This is a genomic window from Pseudoalteromonas sp. P1-26, from assembly GCF_001401795.1.
GTDB lineage: Bacteria > Pseudomonadota > Gammaproteobacteria > Enterobacterales > Alteromonadaceae > Pseudoalteromonas.
The window spans coordinates 1-16,931 of record NZ_LKDX01000066.1 but is presented as its reverse complement, the minus strand read 5'-3'; the positions used below and the strand labels follow the sequence as shown (position 1 = coordinate 16,931).

The following is a 16,931-nucleotide window of genomic DNA, read 5'->3' as shown; positions in this document are numbered from 1 at the left end:
CTAGCACCTAGCACCTAGCACCTAGCACCTAGCACCTAGCACCTAGCACCTAGCACCTAGCACCTAGCACCTAGCACCTAGCACCTAGCTAAATTCCTACGCGATATAAAATCGCGGCTACAATCTTGCTAACTCGCTAACTCGCTAACTCGCTAACTCGCTAACTCGCTAACTCGCTAACTCGCTAACTCGCTAACTCGCTAACTCGCTAACTCACTAACTCACTAACTCACACCTACGTCAAACGCAAGGCGATGAACTCGGCGAGTTTGTCTACGGCGGTGCCGGGGTCGTCGGTGCGTTTAATTAAACTAATACCGATTTGACCAAGCTCGGGGAGATCTTTGGTTTGTATTTGGTAGTTAAGCTCATTCGGTACGGTGCTTTTTGCAAGCACTGTAATGCCTAAGCCTTCTTTTAATGCCGCAGTTAGGCCAGTTAAGTCGGCATTACTGTAGGCAATGCGGTATTTAATACCCGCACTTTGTAGTGCTTCGATTGCGCGGCGGCGATAAATACATCCCTCGGGGGCGGTTACAAGCGTGACCACGTCGTTCTGTGCAAGGTTTAAATCACCCACCCATACTAGTTGGTCTTGCATAAAAATAGGGAACTTGGCAGATTCTAGCTCTTCGTTTAATGCCAGTACTAAATCGAATTGGTCTTGGCGCGAAACCGACAACAAATGTTTACTCAAACGAGAGCGCACTTCAAGCGATACGTCAGGGTAGAGGGCCACGAAGTCACCAATGATCGAAGGTAGAATACGTGCGGCAAATTCACTGGGGATCCCCAAGCGCACTTTACCGGTCACGTTTTCGCTGGTGAACTGCTGCAAAATGGCATCGTTTTGTTGCAGCATTTGCTTAGCTAATGGCATAAGCAATTCGCCGTATTGATTAAGCACTTGGCGCTGGCCTTGCTTTTTAAACAGCTTATGGCCCAGCATATCTTCAAGGCGCTTTATTTGTAAGCTCACAGCCGGTTGCGATAGCCCCAATAATTCACCTGCTTTGGCAAATCCGCCAACTTCAACAACAGTGACTAAAGTACGTAAACTATCGGTAGAAATGTTTTTCATTAAAAAATTCTATTTATAGGGCTATGTATATAAGCATTATTTATCAATTGATAAATAATTACAATTTGTTGTTGCCAGCACGGCGCAATATACTTCAAGCATTAACGATTGATAGGTGTCACATATGACTTTTACGCCAATAATGTTTGCTCGCCACAGCCAAGCTGAGACCCCAGCAGACAACGTGCTACAAGCAAATAGCGATACTGCCATTATGGATTTTAGTGGCACTGAAGCAATCCCATTTTTAACGGCTATTTTAGGTCTTGATATTAATAAGCTAACCGCCAGCGGTTTAGGCTTACGTAGTTCATTAGACGATGACCTAACAAGCAGCTACGCTTATGCCCTGTATTACTTTAACGAAACTGCATTTCGTTTTGTGCTAGGTAAAGATGCCAGCGTGCAATTACAGTCGCTTATTAATGAGCAACAACTACGTTACGACATTGATTATGTAATGCGTGACGATTTAAGCGCGCTAACCCTAAGTGGTGAGCAAGCGTTTGATGCCTTGGTCGACAGCTTTAAGCTAACGCCGGGGCTGCGTTTATCAGACATGCGCAGCTGCTATGGTGCACAAAGCGGTGAGGTATTTATTACCGCCATAGATAACCAAGCAACACAGCAATTTCAGCTGGTGGCGCGCCAAGCAGAGCTTGATAAATGGCAAACGCACTTGCAGCAGCTCGGCTTTGATTTAGCCTTAGCCAACGTTGCTTAAAAGATAAAATTTTTAAAACAGCTACGCACTTGGGTGTTTAGCTGTTTTTTAGTTACAAAATCGCAATTTGGGTGTGACAACTGTGCAACTAATGTATAATCGCCGCCCATGTTATTCCCCCTCATTAAATTGAGGCCACGCCCCACAACTTGTGGGTTAATTTAAAAGTGAAGGAATATTATGACTTCTAAAACAGTTTTACATGCTAAGCACCTTGAAGCTGGCGCAAAAATGGTTGATTTCCACGGCTGGGAAATGCCAATCAACTACGGCTCACAAATCGAAGAGCATAATGCGGTTCGCACAGATGCAGGTATGTTTGACGTATCTCACATGACTATTGTCGATATTCAAGGCGAGCAAGCGCAAGCGTTCTTACGTAAGCTAGTTGCAAACGACGTTGCTAAGTTAACTGTACCAGGTAAAGCACTTTACACAGGTATGCTTAACGAAGAAGGCGGCGTAATCGACGATCTAATCATCTACTTCTTCTCAGAAACGAACTACCGTTTAGTAGTTAACTCAGCAACACGTGAAAAAGATTTAGCGCATTTAGCTAAAGTTTCGGCTGATTTCGCCGTAACGGTTACTGAGCGTCCTGAGTTTGCAATGATTGCCGTTCAAGGCCCTAACGCACGTGCTAAAACAGCAACAGTACTTAACGCAGAGCAACAAGCTGCTGTTGAAGGTATGAAGCCTTTCTTTGGTGTGCAAGCAGGTGATTTATTTATTGCGACAACAGGCTATACTGGCGAAGATGGTTATGAAATCGTAGTACCTAACGATCAAGCTGCTGATTTATGGCAACAACTTCTAGACGCAGGCGTAGCGCCAGCAGGTCTAGGTGCACGTGACACGTTACGTCTTGAAGCGGGTATGAACCTTTACGGCCTAGATATGGACGAAAGTGTTTCTCCACTTGCTGCAAACATGGCGTGGACAATCGCATGGGAGCCAGAGGATCGTAAGTTTATCGGTCGTGAAGTATTAGAACAGCAACGCGCTGACAAGAGCACAGACAAACTAGTTGGTTTAGTGCTTGAAGAAAAAGGCGTATTGCGTAGCGGTTTAAAAGTCATCGTTGAAGGTGGTGAAGGGGTGATTACCTCTGGTACATTCTCACCAACCCTTGGTCACAGTGTTGCGCTAGCACGCGTTCCGCGTTCAACTGGCGAAACAGCCCAAGTAGAGATGCGTAAAAAACTGGTTAACGTTAAGGTTGTAAAACCTTGCTTTGTACGTAACGGCAAATCAGTTATCTAAACTATAAAAAATTTGGTGTTATCACCTAATAATGCCAATCATGTTGAGTTGTTAGCCACTTATAGCGACAGATAAATAGAGTGATAACAAGGCATTAATTTTGATATGTAGTTGTTCTACCTGAGAAATTAATAACGCTGTTAGCGCTTTATTTAGACCGCTAGAATGGTTAAATATTTAAGTTGATTGGTATCAGAACCAAAGGAACAAAAAGATGAGCAATATCCCAAGCGAATTAAAATATGCTACTTCACACGAGTGGGTTCGCGACGAAGGTGACGGTACGTTTACTGTAGGTATCACTGAGCACGCACAAGAACTTCTTGGCGACATGGTATTCGTTGAATTACCAGAAGTTGGTGATGAAGTTGACGCGGGTGAAGACTGCGCAGTAGCTGAGTCTGTAAAAGCAGCATCAGACATCTACGCACCAATCGGCGGTGAAATCGTTGCAATCAACGAAGAGCTTGAAGATTCGCCTGAAACAGTAAATAACGACCCTTACACTGACGGTTGGTTATTCCGTATCAAAGCATCTGACACATCAGAGCTTGATAACCTGTTAGACGCTGAAGGCTACGCTAACACAATCGACGAAGACTAATTAATTAGTCACGCCGACTAAAAGCCCCTCATAAGTGGGGCTTTTATGATTTTATAGCTTACTTTTCCATACGCTGTAAGTTACTGAATCAACCTGTTTTTAAGTTATTGCCAGTTACCCATTGGCAGTAACCACTTTTTTTTGGATCATAGGAATCTGGACAAATGTCAAACGCCAAATCTCTTGAACAATTAGAGCAAAAGCAAGATTTTATTCGCCGTCACATTGGGCCAAGCCCAGCGCAAGTAAGCGACATGCTGAGCGCTCTTGGAGTATCGAGTGTTGAAGAGCTGATCGGTCAAACGGTACCTGCAAGCATTCGCTTAGAGCAAGGTTTATCAATCGGCGAAAGCCGCACTGAAGTTGAAACACTAAGCTACTTAAAATCAGTAGCAAGCAAAAATAAAGTGTTCAAATCATACATCGGTCAAGGCTACCACCCAACTCACGTACCACACGTAATTTTACGTAACGTACTTGAGAACCCAGGCTGGTACACTGCGTATACACCATACCAACCAGAGATTGCACAAGGTCGTTTAGAATCATTATTAAACTTCCAGACTATGACCCTAGACCTAACTGGTCTTGATTTAGCAAGCGCGTCATTACTTGACGAGTCAACGGCTGCTGCAGAAGCAATGGGCCTTGCAAAGCGTGTTGCTAAAGCTAAAAAAGCAAACATCTTCTTCATTGCTGATGACGTACACACGCAAACTATCGACGTTGTTGCTACACGTGCAGACCAGTTTGGTTTTGAAGTTGTTGTTGGTCCTGCAAGCGAAGCGGCTAATCATGAGATTTTTGGTGCATTATTCCAATACCCATCAACAACCGGTGAAATCACTGACGTAACTGACCTAATCGCACAAGTACAAGACAAAAAAGCGATTGCCTGTGTTGCTGCAGACATCATGAGCTTATTAATGCTTAAAGCACCAGGTAAACTAGGTGCAGACGTAGTACTTGGTTCAGCACAGCGTTTTGGTGTACCTATGGGTTACGGTGGTCCACACGCTGCATTCTTCGCAACACGTGACAAGTACAAGCGTTCACTACCAGGTCGTATTATCGGTGTTTCTAAAGACCGTTTAGGTAACGACGCACTACGTATGGCAATGCAAACACGTGAACAACACATTCGTCGTGAAAAAGCCAACTCAAACATCTGTACAGCGCAAGTATTACTAGCGAACATGGCAGCGTTCTACGCGGTTTACCACGGTCCACAGGGCCTTAAAACTATCGCTGAGCGTATCCACCGTTTTGCTGACATCTTAGCAGCAGGCTTAAAAGCGAAAGGCGTAAACCTTAAGCACGACACATGGTTCGATACACTGACTGTTGTTGCAGATAACAAAGACGAAATCGTTGCACGTGCAGTAGAGCACGGTGTTAACTTTGCGTCTAACCGCGCAGGTGAATACTCAATTTCTGTATCAGAAACAACAACTCGTGCAGACGTAGCTGAGTTATTCGACATCATCTTAGGTGAAGGTCACGGCCTAAGCGTTGACGCACTTGCAAACGAAATCGAAGTAAATGGCAGCAACTCAATTCCTGCAAGCCTAGTACGCGATGACGAAATTTTAACGCACCCTAACTTCAACTCGTACCACAGCGAGACTGAAATGTTGCGTTACATCAAGCGTTTAGAGAACAAAGACTTAGCGCTTAACCACTCAATGATCTCATTAGGTTCATGTACAATGAAACTTAATGCGACAGCTGAGATGATCCCAATCACTTGGCCTGAGTTTGCAAACTTACACCCATTCTGCCCACTTGATCAGGCTGCGGGTTACCAAATCATGATGACTGAGTTACATGATTGGTTAGTAAACATTACAGGTTACGATGCAGTTTCACTACAACCTAACTCAGGTGCACAAGGTGAATACGCAGGCTTAATCGCGATCCGTAAATACCACGAGTCACGTGGTGAAGGTCACCGTAACGTATGTTTGATCCCAAGTTCAGCGCACGGTACAAACCCAGCGTCTGCACAAATGGCAAGCATGAAAATTGTGGTTGTTGACTGTGATAAAAACGGTAACGTTGATATGGCAGACCTTAAAGCGAAAGCCGAAGAGGTATCTGAAAACCTATCTTGTATCATGATCACTTACCCATCTACACACGGTGTTTATGAAGAAACAATTCGTGAAATCTGTGACATCGTGCACCAGCACGGTGGTCAAGTGTACATGGACGGCGCAAACATGAACGCGCAAGTAGGTGTTACAAGCCCAGGTTCAATCGGTTCTGACGTATCGCACCTTAACCTACACAAAACATTCTGTATTCCACACGGTGGTGGTGGTCCAGGTGTTGGCCCTATCGGTGTTAAATCTCACCTAGCGCCATTTATGCCTAACCACAGTGTAATTAATGTTGCTGGCACAAACATCGGTAACGGTGCGGTTTCTGCAGCCCCTTACGGCTCAGCAGCTATTTTACCAATCTCGTGGGCATACATTGCTATGATGGGCTCTGAAGGCTTAAAACAAGCAACAGAAATGGCTATCGTGAACGCTAACTACTTATCTGAGAAGCTAAGCGAGCACTTCCCAATTTTATACCGTGGCCGTAACAACCGCGTTGCGCACGAATGTATTGTTGATCTACGCCCACTTAAAGAGCAAACAGGCATCACTGAAATGGACGTAGCTAAACGTCTACAAGACTACGGTTTCCATTCACCAACTATGTCATTCCCAGTAGCTGGCACACTAATGATTGAGCCAACTGAGTCTGAGTCTAAAGTTGAGATCGACCGTTTCATCGAAGCAATGGTGTCAATCAAGTCAGAAATCGACCGTATCGCATCTGGCGAATGGTCAATTGAAAACAACCCGCTAGTGTTTGCACCGCACACACAAGCAGACGTACTAGGCAATGAGTGGGATCGCGCATACGACCGTTTCTACGCAGCATTCCCAGTACCAAGCGTAGCAAAAGACAAATTCTGGCCTACAGTAACCCGTATCGATGACGTATACGGCGACCGTAACCTAGTTTGTTCATGCCCAGCGGTGGAGACATACCGTGACTAAGGTTTGATTATATTCAAATGCCAAAAAGCCGTTGCAGCAATGTAACGGCTTTTTTGTGTTTTGGAGAAAGTTAGCGAGGGGAAAGGGGAAAGTTGCGAGTTTCGAGGGTCGAGATGCGAGTTGTAGGAGGCGTTTTAACGCCGAAAAAAGAGCTATTAGATATTAGTCGTCAGAAGCTAGATTAAAAATACTCAAGCTAGCGAGTTTCGAGGGGAAAGGGAAAAGAGAAAAAGAGCTTTAAGCTATAAGTTAGATTGTGCCTGTGCATAGCCAAAGCTAAGCACGGTACCGTAGGCGTGAAATTTATTTCACGCGCAATGTTATTTTGTAGGGGCAGGCTTTAGCCGCGATTTTTTTATAAATAAAAAATCTTATTCAAGGTTTTGTCGCGCTCGGGACGGCAGCCAAGAGGAGATGCCGCTGACCCCTCTCTGGACTCTCCCTGCGCCACCCGTGCATCATGCGGCTTCCTCAAAACACGATTAATATGAACGTAAACGGCGAAGATAGGTCATCTATGGCCTAGTTTCGCTAAATCGCGCATCCATGTGCAATATTCCTCTTCAATCTCTTATTTTCAGGGCGTGATGACGGGGGGAGGGAGGTGTTAAACGTGAGATTGGGAGTTAGTCTTGGCAAAATTAAAGTGTTTATAAAATGTTTCAAAGAAATACATTACTCGATTTTTGTAAAGAAATTGGGTAATGTATTCTTTTTATAGTAATCGGTATTAGAAAGTGGGAATAAAAGTTGGTTTATTTTTTATAATAAGTTTATTTATTAATTTTTATAGTTATGCAAGCTCTCCTGATTATTATCTGAATCAATGGTATCTATATGGTGGTGCATTAAATGATACTGAAGTAGGGGGAATTGGCTATGATAAATATCTTTTAGAAGGGATAGATGAAAGTAACGAAGTAGTAACAGTTATTTTATCTTCTGGTATAGACGTAAACCACGAAGACTTAAGTGGATCTATGTGGGTAAATGAAAACGAGATACCGTCAAATGGCATCGATGATGACAATAATGGATATATCGATGACATACATGGAATTAATCCAAGCCTTTTAAATGGTGATTTGATTGATGAATATGGGTTTGGTACAGCTATGGCAGGAGTTATAGCTGGGACTAAAAACAATATCGGTATCAATGGCCTATCATCAAATAACAAAATTATAGGATGTAAGGTTTCCCCTGATGTTTACACTAGAGACTATATAAAGTGTATTGACTATATAATAGGTTTAAAAAATCAGCTTAACTTAAATATTGCTTCGGTTGTTTATGACTGGACATCGACTGGTTTGAAAATCGGGCAGTTAGATCATAATGTACTGTACGCTACCCAATTGACACATAACGCTATAAAGAAGCTAGAAGCTAATGATATATTAGTTATAGCGCCAGCGAGATATGGCTTTGATTACCCTATTGATGGTGATACTGATTTTACTTTTAGTCTCCCACAAAGCTTACTAATGTCTAATACGATACTTGTATCAGGTATTTATTTAAATGGTTATTTAAATATGTCAGGTGGTAATAGTATTAGTACTTTCGCTGCATCCGATTATATTTTTTCTACGTCTTATAAAAAGCGTTATGAGCCACTTAACGCTGACTTTATATTTGAACCAAAAGATGTCCCTTTAGAAAATCTACATAAAGTGGAAGTGATGACAGAACATTTTACTACTGGTAATGATTCATGGGGGTTTATTGATAATCAAGCTGCACTAATTCTTCCTTCATTAGACTTCAGTAGAACAGAGGAAAAGGAGTTTGTAATTTCATTTGATTTACTTAATAACTCTAAAAAATACATGCACTTAGAAGTAATGGGCAAGGATGGTTCTTGGTTGCCAGTTAGTAATACATATCATAGGAGTGTTGAATGGTATGAATACTCAAGGCTATTTTCATTAGAGAATTCGGATGTAGATTTTAGTGATGTTAAATTTAAATTAGTAACATATGTGAGCGATTTACATGACAACAACTTGTATGTTGATAACATTAAAATAACTAAAAAAAGTCAAACAGTTGAAAAAGATGATTATAGGATTTCATCAGGTAACTTTATGGCGGTAGCACAAGTAGCGGGAGCTGCAGCATTACTAAAGTCAGCTAAAAACTTATCAATGCCTTCTATTCGAAATCTTATCATTTCATCAGGGGTTGATCTACAAAGCGCAGAACATAGCTCTTTAAATAATAAAAGGTTAAGCATTATCGGAAATCATCAAGGGCTTTTAGATTGTAAAAATCAGCAGGTAACAAAAAGATTATACCCTCAAACAGAGCAATTTATTACTAGGGTAAAAGGAAAAGAGCTAATAATTAAAGGTATTAATATAAATTGCTCAGTGTCTCTTGGGGACATGACGATAAAAGATCTCACTCAAAATAAAGAGTATATTGCAAAAGATGATGGTCTTGGCTTGGATAAGTATGAAAATGATGGCTATAACATAGCAAGTATTACTTTTGATGATGTAGGAATGCATGAACTTTCAGTAGGATCTGATAAAACGATAGCTGTTTACTCTGTAAACCCTTATAAAATCCATACAGAGTTAGGAGATTTTTGGTTAGATAAGGAAGATATCAATGCCTATACGTTTGATGATTTCCCTTTCAAAATAAAAATAGGTGGTCTTAAAGAAGGGATCAATGCAAGTGTTAGAACAATTCAAAATAGATGGGCTGACCTAAATAATGCTCTTTCTATTTTTAGCTCATTTACTTCTGAGAATAATATGAAGCCGACTGTTTTATATGAAGGTAAAGTTAAAGAACATGCAAATATTTCAGGAGAGAAAAATAAAACAGAACCACAGTTTTCCGTCAATAGAACTCACAACATTCTTGATGAGGAAAGTACTCCACAAGAATATGATTATAAATATGTTTACAATGGTATCAGTAACCCTTGGGAAGAAGAAGTTACTCTAATCCCTTCAGAATTTGACCTACAAAAACTAGAATTGACTACCTTACCCATAAGCACTCAAAGATTAGTTACTGGAGAAGATAACAATAGAGTTGTTATTTTTACTTCCCGTTATGATCAATATGATCAGTTAGAGGATACGCATGGTGAAGTTCAAACTTTAATTTTTGAGCAAGGTTCTACTATTGTATATAGCTATAGGAACTTATCAGAAAATTTGAAATCAGCAATAACTACTGTCGGCATGGAAATAGGCTCAAATTATAAAATTAGCATGCCATTTGATGATAAAACTAACAGTAGTTATGTATTAAAAGATGATGATGGAGTTAATACTGCACCAGTTCAGAATGAAAATACAATTCTTATTAATCAGGAACAAAATATTTATAATATTGGAGAGTTATTTAGTGATGCTGATAATGACGTTTTACTTTATCGATTGGCGAATCAAGAAAGTTATTTTAGATTAAATGTCCTAGGCCAATTAACTGTCGATTATCAAAAAAGTTGGGTGGTAGGTGAGACTATAAAAGTAGATGTATTAGTAACAGATGGAGAAGTAAGTTTAACGAAAACACTCAATCTTCTGATTACAGAGGAACTTAATAATAAACCTTCGTTGAACCTTGAAAAGGTTACTTTGAATACTAGTGAAAAAATCATATTAAATCTTAATGAATATCTGACAAATAATAATGGAGAAGATGTAAATATCTCTATACCTGAGGAGTCTAAGTTTTTTTCCATTCAATCTAATATTTTGACTGGAAAAATTATGAAATCTGAATTTTATTCGGCGCCGAGTAATTTAAAGTTGTTACTTAGCTATGGTGGTGAACTTGTGGAGCATGTTGTTAGTATTGAGCTTCATTATGTTAATCATTCCCCTGAAATTATTAAAGAACCAAGTACTATACAGCTTAATAAAGTTGAGGAAGTTGAAATACATTTATTAGACTTTTTCTATGATATGGATGAAGAGTTATTGAGCTTTCAAATATCAACAGACCTGAATTATTCAATTATGGATAATCACTTTATGTCATTGAGTGCAGGCTCTTTAGCTGAAGGGGAATATAGCTTGAAAATTGTGGCAACAGACAGTGAAAGTAATTCTTCAGAGCTAGAGTTTAAAGTTTTAATAAAAAATAATGTTGAACCATCTGAACAATTGATGAGCGAGAGCAGTTCAGGAGGAGTAATTGAATATTTTTATCTAATAATGTTCTTTTCCCTTTATTTGGTAAGGATAAAAACCAAAGGAGCCAAGAGCCTAACCCATTAACCCATTAGAAAGTATCGCTCAAGCAGGCAACGTTGTTTTCTTGAGCTACCACATTAAAAACCTTATTTAAGGTTTTGTCGCTGGCGACGGCAGCCAAAGAGGGGCTGCCGCTGCCCTCTCTCTGGACTTTTCTTGCGCTATCCGAGAAATCTGACTCCACTCTGTTTAGTGCACCCTTAATCAAATTAATTTCATTGTAAGTGGTAGATTTAAAGCTTTCATTAGCTTAAAAATAGTTTCCCAGCGGGGTTTTGTTTTACCATTTATTTTATAAATACTTTCACGGTTCAAGCCTGTTAATCTCGCAATATAGCTCACTCCGTGTTTTTTTCACAAGAAAGCCAATTACTTCAATAAACGTATTAGGATCATCTGGACTTCCCAGAGTTTGCTAGACAATCTCTTAGAAAGTAATTTATTTCTTCCTGTGTTTCCATATAGTCAAATGTAAGAACCAAGGGGTCAAACCAAAGGGTCAGGTCTTTCTTTTTGCCTAACCCCTTTATCAATCCAGAACCAACACTATGCTGTTAGCACCTAGCACCTAGCACCTAGCACCTAGCACCTAGCACCATTCCTACGCGATATAAAATCGCTGCTACATGTTCGGCGTTAAAACGCCTCCTACATCTCGCACTTTGCATCTCGTCCCTCGCACCTATTAAAAATTTTTATCCCTCCATAATTCATCCATTATTGTGATTTACCCTTTGAAATATGAACCTTTTGTACCCCAATTTGGGTGGGTTAAAGCTTAACCGTTTCGAAAATAAGTCGGTCGGACTTTGAGTAGAAGTATGAGTTTTATTAATTAATAGTTTGTCGAAATTAAAATCAATAATTAGGAATCGTGATATGAATCAGTCTAAAAGGATTAGTGCTGTGTTGGCTTTATCCCTACTTTCAATAGTTGGGTGTTCTGATGATGACTCTACCGAACAAGAAGCTGTTGCTAATGTCGCTTTGAAATCTATGACCCGAGTCTCTGATGACGTTTATCAACCAGGGCAACAGATCACTGTTGATTTCAGTACCGAAACAACCTTATTAACGAATGAACATGTTGGTGTTTCATTTATTTTAATTGAAAAAAGTAAAGTCGCTGAACTCGAAACTGAAGATGAGCCTGATGGCTACGATTTGGGTGAGTTTTATATCGAGCAGTTACAAGAAGGCGAGCAAAATCATACGGCAACATTAATTTTGCCAAATGAAGATCTCGTATCGGGTGAATTTATTATTGCCGCTTTTGTTGACACAAGCGGTGTGATCTCAAACGAAGTTGATGTTACAGATAATAAATCCCGTGGCATTGAGTCTGGTGACGAAAGCACCTATAGCTCAGTCACCATTAGCGATGGTCATTACCATGATTTTGTTTTAGATAAACTTAAAGTGGGCGACGGCTTTGCTATTTTTCCTGGCCCGGGTAAAAGAGATACCACAGGTACTGGTGAACCAACGCAAAAAGTACCTGATTTAATTGGCTTTATTAATGCCACCAAATTTGGTAATTCAGTCAACGAGGCTGACATCAGTGCAACAATAACGATCGGCGAAACGACTTATCATGCTCACTTATGGAATGAGCAAGCGCAAGCTTATATGGAGACTATGCGTATTAAGTTTCCTGATCATGAGCAATCTCATTACTTTCCTTGGGATGTTGCAGTAAATGGCGTATTGCTAAAAGCGATACACGATGATTTTGATCACGATGGTGGTGAAAACAGTTTTAGCATGACATTTACCTTCCACGACAACTCTGATGAAATTGAAGCTCATAGCGAAAATAATAGTATTACCGTTGAAGTACCTTATGCGCTTTATCATGATGAAGTGAGTACTGCAGAATCGGTAGAGCTAAATAGTAATAAAACAACAATAGCTTCGGTATCAGCGATGCAGACTACTGCTGCTACAGCAACAACGTTAGCCAAAGTTGGCAGTTGGAGTGCTACTTATGGTGACAGCGATGCTGTGGCAATCAGCCCTTCTTTTTATAGCTATATGAATGTTTCTTCTAGTAATGGTGGCTCAGCCGAGGGGCTAGTTGAAGCAGATTTAGATCTTTACCTATTTGATAAATCAGCGAGTTTGGTTAGTGCCAGCGCTGAAGCGAGTGCAAATGTAAGTGATGGTGAGATTTCTTATGCAGCAAACTTTAGTGTGCTGGGTGACACTTTAATTGACGAGGGCGACACGTTAACGGCCTTAGACAAGTCTTTAGGATATAGCTGGAGCGAAGAGCAAAAAGTGGTTGAAACGACGTTCACCATTGTGATTGTTCCGGTGACAGTGGAGGCAGGTGTCACTGGTAGCTTGGATTTAGGTGTTGGTTTAGCTTACAGCAATAGCCGAATTGACTTAGGGGGAGATATTGTTACTGCCAGCATGGATGCTTATGCTACCGCAGAAATAAATTTGGGCGTTGCAAGTGGCGGTGTTGGTATCGACTTCTTAATTATCGCAGATACATTTAATGCCACACTTTATGCGGATTTAGCTAAAGCTATCACTGATTCTAAAATAACCTTAGGAATTGATGTAACAAATGATATTGAGGCTATTTCCGGTGAATTTTATGTTTATGTGAAATACCCTAAATACAAGTGGTGTTGCAAGATTAAGACAAAAACCAAAACTCAAACTATCTACGATACCAGCACTTTGTACGATAAAAGCTGGACAATTTTAGACGAATCAGCAACCTTAAATTATTAGTATGAAGGCATAGGTATAATGCATTTAATTAAACTGAGTTTATTATTTGGCACTTTATTAGGCTATGCTTCGGCCGCTTATGCAGTGCCTCATTGTACTGTTTGGGGTGAACTTCAATCAAAAGCTGATACGAATATTGTTTCGATGAATAGCCCCTCAAAAAGCCAGTTTGACTTACAAGGGCGGTTAATTTACCGACCTTTGTTAGTTGAAGAGAAATTTCACTGGTTGGGTTTTGAGCTGTACCAAGCTCAAGCAAAGTTGAATAAAACAGTGAGTACCAGCAATGAGTATTCTGTGCCTTTTGCTGTGAAAATTAGCAATAACTCAGGTGAAGTTTTAGATTATCGGTTTAACGCTAAATTAAAAGTGGGCGATCAACAAAAGCTGATTGCTTTATACCGTGCTTTTCACCGTGCAAAACCCCCTGAAAACTTACAAGGGGATAAATATTGGGTTAAAGAGCGAGATGATATTGGTCAGTACAAATCACTCTACACAGTGTTAGCTGATAACAAACTAAAGCGAAATAAACTCAGTTATTTAGAACCAACCGACACTAGGCAAAGTACTAACGCTGCGAAAAAGCTAATGCAGTTGGAAGCGGCGAACATTATTAGTGATGAGTTTACTTTTGAAAACGATAAGTGCTGGTTAACAAAAACCCTTGGAAATAGTCATATTCAAGTCAGTAGTAGTGATGGAAGTATGAATATTGAGGTACTGCAAACACTAAGTTTAAATCGCTCAAATCAATCGATACCTGATGATGCAAGGTTACTACAATTACCCGAAGACCCTAATCAATGGGAAAATTTAAGCACAGATTGGGTTTACCCTAAAGCGCCGCCTCAACCATCAAAAAATACTGAAGCGTTTATCACTGCTTTAAAAAGTATGGATTGGCTAGAGGGAGACCGAAAAACGCTTTTGCAATTTCTTTATGACAATGATCAGTATTTGCTGAGCTTAAAAGAGCTTATTTCAACAAAAGCAATTGCAGATCCTTTGGAAAGTAAATTGTTTATGTACCTAGGTAAGCATGACTCAGTTAATTCAAAACAATTACTGACAGAGGTATTTGTTGAGCCTGGTTTATTTTCACCAAATCAGCGCTTTAGAAGTTTAATGGCGCTAAAATACAGTGAAAAGCCGTTAACGGACATACAGGTAGAAGCGATTTTTGAGTATTCCATGTCATATGGTCTTGATGAAGAAAATTCAAAGCTGGCTCATAGTGCTTTAATGGTAATGGGGGCGATTGCAAAAAATCAGCAGGGCAGTGAGTTTTCAACTCAGTTAACCCAAAAGTTAGCTGATTCATTAAATTCAAGTGCAACGGAGCAAAAAGCATCAGCCCTAATCACCGCACTGGGTAATAGTGGAGACTATGATCATCAACAGCTTATTGGTGATTATTTAGCTGGCGACAGTCCAAGGTTACGCCTAAATGCGGCAGAGGCACTGGCAAAAATGCCAAGTAAAACCAGTTTGAATTACTTGAGTAATCAACTAAATCAAGAAACTAATAGTAAAACGCAAGGGGCGATTTTAAAGGCAATGGGTAATAATGAGTTAGATGCAGAACAAGTAGATAGTATTTACGCCTTTGCTGACGCTAGTAACCCAAGAGATATTCGCGGCGCCGCTATATCGGCGTTAAGTCAACAAGCGAAGTCAAAACCAGAGGTGAAAAGCCGTTTAAAAGCACTGGTTAAGACGGAAACTAATCAAAAGAACCTGCGCCAATTGATGAAAGCGCTATATGGTTCGTAAAAGCATAAGTTAGCGAGATACGAGATACGAGTTACGAGTTACGAGTTACGAGTTACGAGTTACAAGGGGAAAGGTACGAGTTTCGAGGAACGAGATACGAGGTGTAGGAGGCGTTTTAACGCCGAAAAAAGAGATACCAGTCGTCAGAAGTTAGATTGGATTGTGCCTGCGCATAGTTAAATTGAAATGCTCATCCGTAGGCGTGAAATTTATTTCGCGCGATGAGCATAAGATCTATCAGATTGAAAAGTTAGCGAGTTAGAAAGAGTAAAGGGGAAAGTTTGCGAGATGCGAGTTGTAGGAGGCGTTTTAACGCCGAAAAAAGTCATAGGGGAGGCGCAACTAACACTACGCTGTTAGCACCTAGCACCTAGCACCTATAACCATTCCTACGCGATATAAAATCGCTGCTAAAATCTCGCTAACTTGCAGCTACTGAATCAAACTCACTTGTTTTTCATACGTGTCAGTTTGCAAACCAAAGTGGCCGAGTACGTAGGTGTAGGTGGCATTTTCATTCCATAATCGGCTGCTGTGAATGCCGTACACATAGCAAGTGCCAGTTGAGCAGACGATTTGATCAGAGTAGCTTTTTATTGAATACACTTTGTCGCCTAATGCTTCTCCATAAATACTATTTAATAATGGGCTGCCAACCGATAAGCCATAGTAACCACATGTGTTATTCCACACATTGTATGGGTAAACACCACAACTAAGCAGGCCGCGCGCGGCACCTGCAACACCAACAAAGGTATCAACATCAGATGCCATGCCTAGCTTATAAATTTGCTGGGCTGCGAGTGTAACCCCCATTGAATGGCCGATTATATCAATCTTACCTGTGCAAGATTGGTTGATTGCAGTAAGAATGGCGTTACGTACGGGCGTTTCTTCACTGCCGTTATGATCGTTGCAACTCGCGCAAGATTTATAGCCCCAATCTGGGGTGAAAATCTCACTGTCGACATACCCTTTTCGTTTTAATTCGTTGATTGTGTTATTCCAACTCGAAGGGGAGGCGGTATTACCATGTACTAGTACAACGTTATCTCTACATGCTGCAAAAGCAGTTGTGCTCATACCTGCGCATAGCGCAATTATCGTCAATAGGCGTTTCATTGTGCGCTCTCCTGTTTAACATTTAATTTACAACGTATGAAATTTGAACAGGGCTGGATATAGTACTTTCGTGCAGCGATACTATTTCGCATTGTGCAATGTATATCGTTTTATTTTTCTAGCACTGTAGGCGTGAAATTTATTTCGCGCGATGAACAAAAGACCTATCAGCTTTCAGCCGTCAGCTATCAGATTGAAAAGTTAGCGAGTTAGAAAGAGTAAAGGGGAAAGTTTACTCGCACCTCGCATCTCGCATCTCGCATCTCGCATCTCGCATCTCGCATCTCGCATCTCGCATCTCGCATCTCGCATCTCGCATCTCGCATCTCGC

At 40.6% G+C, this 16,931-nt stretch carries 10 protein-coding genes; 7 read left to right on the top strand and 3 right to left on the bottom strand.

Going from position 1 to position 16,931, the window contains the following annotated elements:
- Positions 1-235: 235 nt before the first annotated feature.
- Positions 236-1,081, bottom strand: coding sequence for a LysR family transcriptional regulator (locus AN394_RS19895; RefSeq protein ID WP_054551321.1), 846 nt, complete (start codon positions 1,079-1,081; stop codon positions 236-238).
- A gap of 124 nt (positions 1,082-1,205) precedes the next feature.
- Between AN394_RS19895 and AN394_RS19890 the strand changes: the two genes are divergently transcribed.
- From AN394_RS19890 to AN394_RS19870, 5 genes are all read left to right on the top strand, one after another.
- Entirely contained in the window at positions 1,206-1,805 is a 600-nt protein-coding gene (locus AN394_RS19890; RefSeq protein ID WP_054560756.1) for a hypothetical protein, read from the top strand.
- A 180-nt stretch (positions 1,806-1,985) separates the two neighbouring features.
- Positions 1,986-3,068 (top strand): glycine cleavage system aminomethyltransferase GcvT, encoded by a 1,083-nt coding sequence (gene gcvT / locus AN394_RS19885; protein ID WP_054560755.1) that lies wholly within the window; start codon positions 1,986-1,988, stop codon positions 3,066-3,068.
- 214 nt (positions 3,069-3,282) lie between these two features.
- Entirely contained in the window at positions 3,283-3,672 is a 390-nt protein-coding gene (gene gcvH, locus AN394_RS19880) for a glycine cleavage system protein GcvH (protein ID WP_054551324.1), read from the top strand.
- A 164-nt stretch (positions 3,673-3,836) separates the two neighbouring features.
- On the top strand, positions 3,837-6,728 hold the full coding sequence (gcvP, locus tag AN394_RS19875; RefSeq protein WP_055022367.1) for an aminomethyl-transferring glycine dehydrogenase: 2,892 nt from the start codon (positions 3,837-3,839) through the stop codon (positions 6,726-6,728).
- Positions 6,729-7,465: 737 nt separating this feature from the next.
- Positions 7,466-10,978, top strand: a complete 3,513-nt coding sequence (locus AN394_RS19870; protein WP_055022366.1) for a S8 family serine peptidase — start codon at positions 7,466-7,468, stop codon at positions 10,976-10,978.
- A gap of 180 nt (positions 10,979-11,158) precedes the next feature.
- On the opposite strand, the gene AN394_RS22495 is transcribed toward AN394_RS19870, so the two are convergent.
- A complete protein-coding gene (locus AN394_RS22495) occupies positions 11,159-11,296 on the bottom strand; it encodes a hypothetical protein (protein ID WP_327077785.1) in 138 nt (45 codons plus the stop codon).
- Between the two features lie 537 nt (positions 11,297-11,833).
- Here AN394_RS22495 and AN394_RS19865 point away from each other — a divergent pair.
- Together AN394_RS19865 and AN394_RS19860 are read left to right on the top strand one after the other, a co-directional pair.
- Complete coding sequence (locus AN394_RS19865; protein WP_055022365.1) at positions 11,834-13,702, top strand: hypothetical protein; 1,869 nt, start codon at positions 11,834-11,836, stop codon at positions 13,700-13,702.
- Positions 13,703-13,720: 18 nt separating this feature from the next.
- Entirely contained in the window at positions 13,721-15,478 is a 1,758-nt protein-coding gene (locus tag AN394_RS19860) for a HEAT repeat domain-containing protein (RefSeq protein WP_055022364.1), read from the top strand.
- A gap of 432 nt (positions 15,479-15,910) precedes the next feature.
- Here the strand turns inward: AN394_RS19860 and AN394_RS19855 are convergent, their stop codons facing one another.
- Entirely contained in the window at positions 15,911-16,600 is a 690-nt protein-coding gene (locus tag AN394_RS19855) for an alpha/beta fold hydrolase (protein WP_055022363.1), read from the bottom strand.
- Positions 16,601-16,931 lie beyond the last annotated feature (331 nt).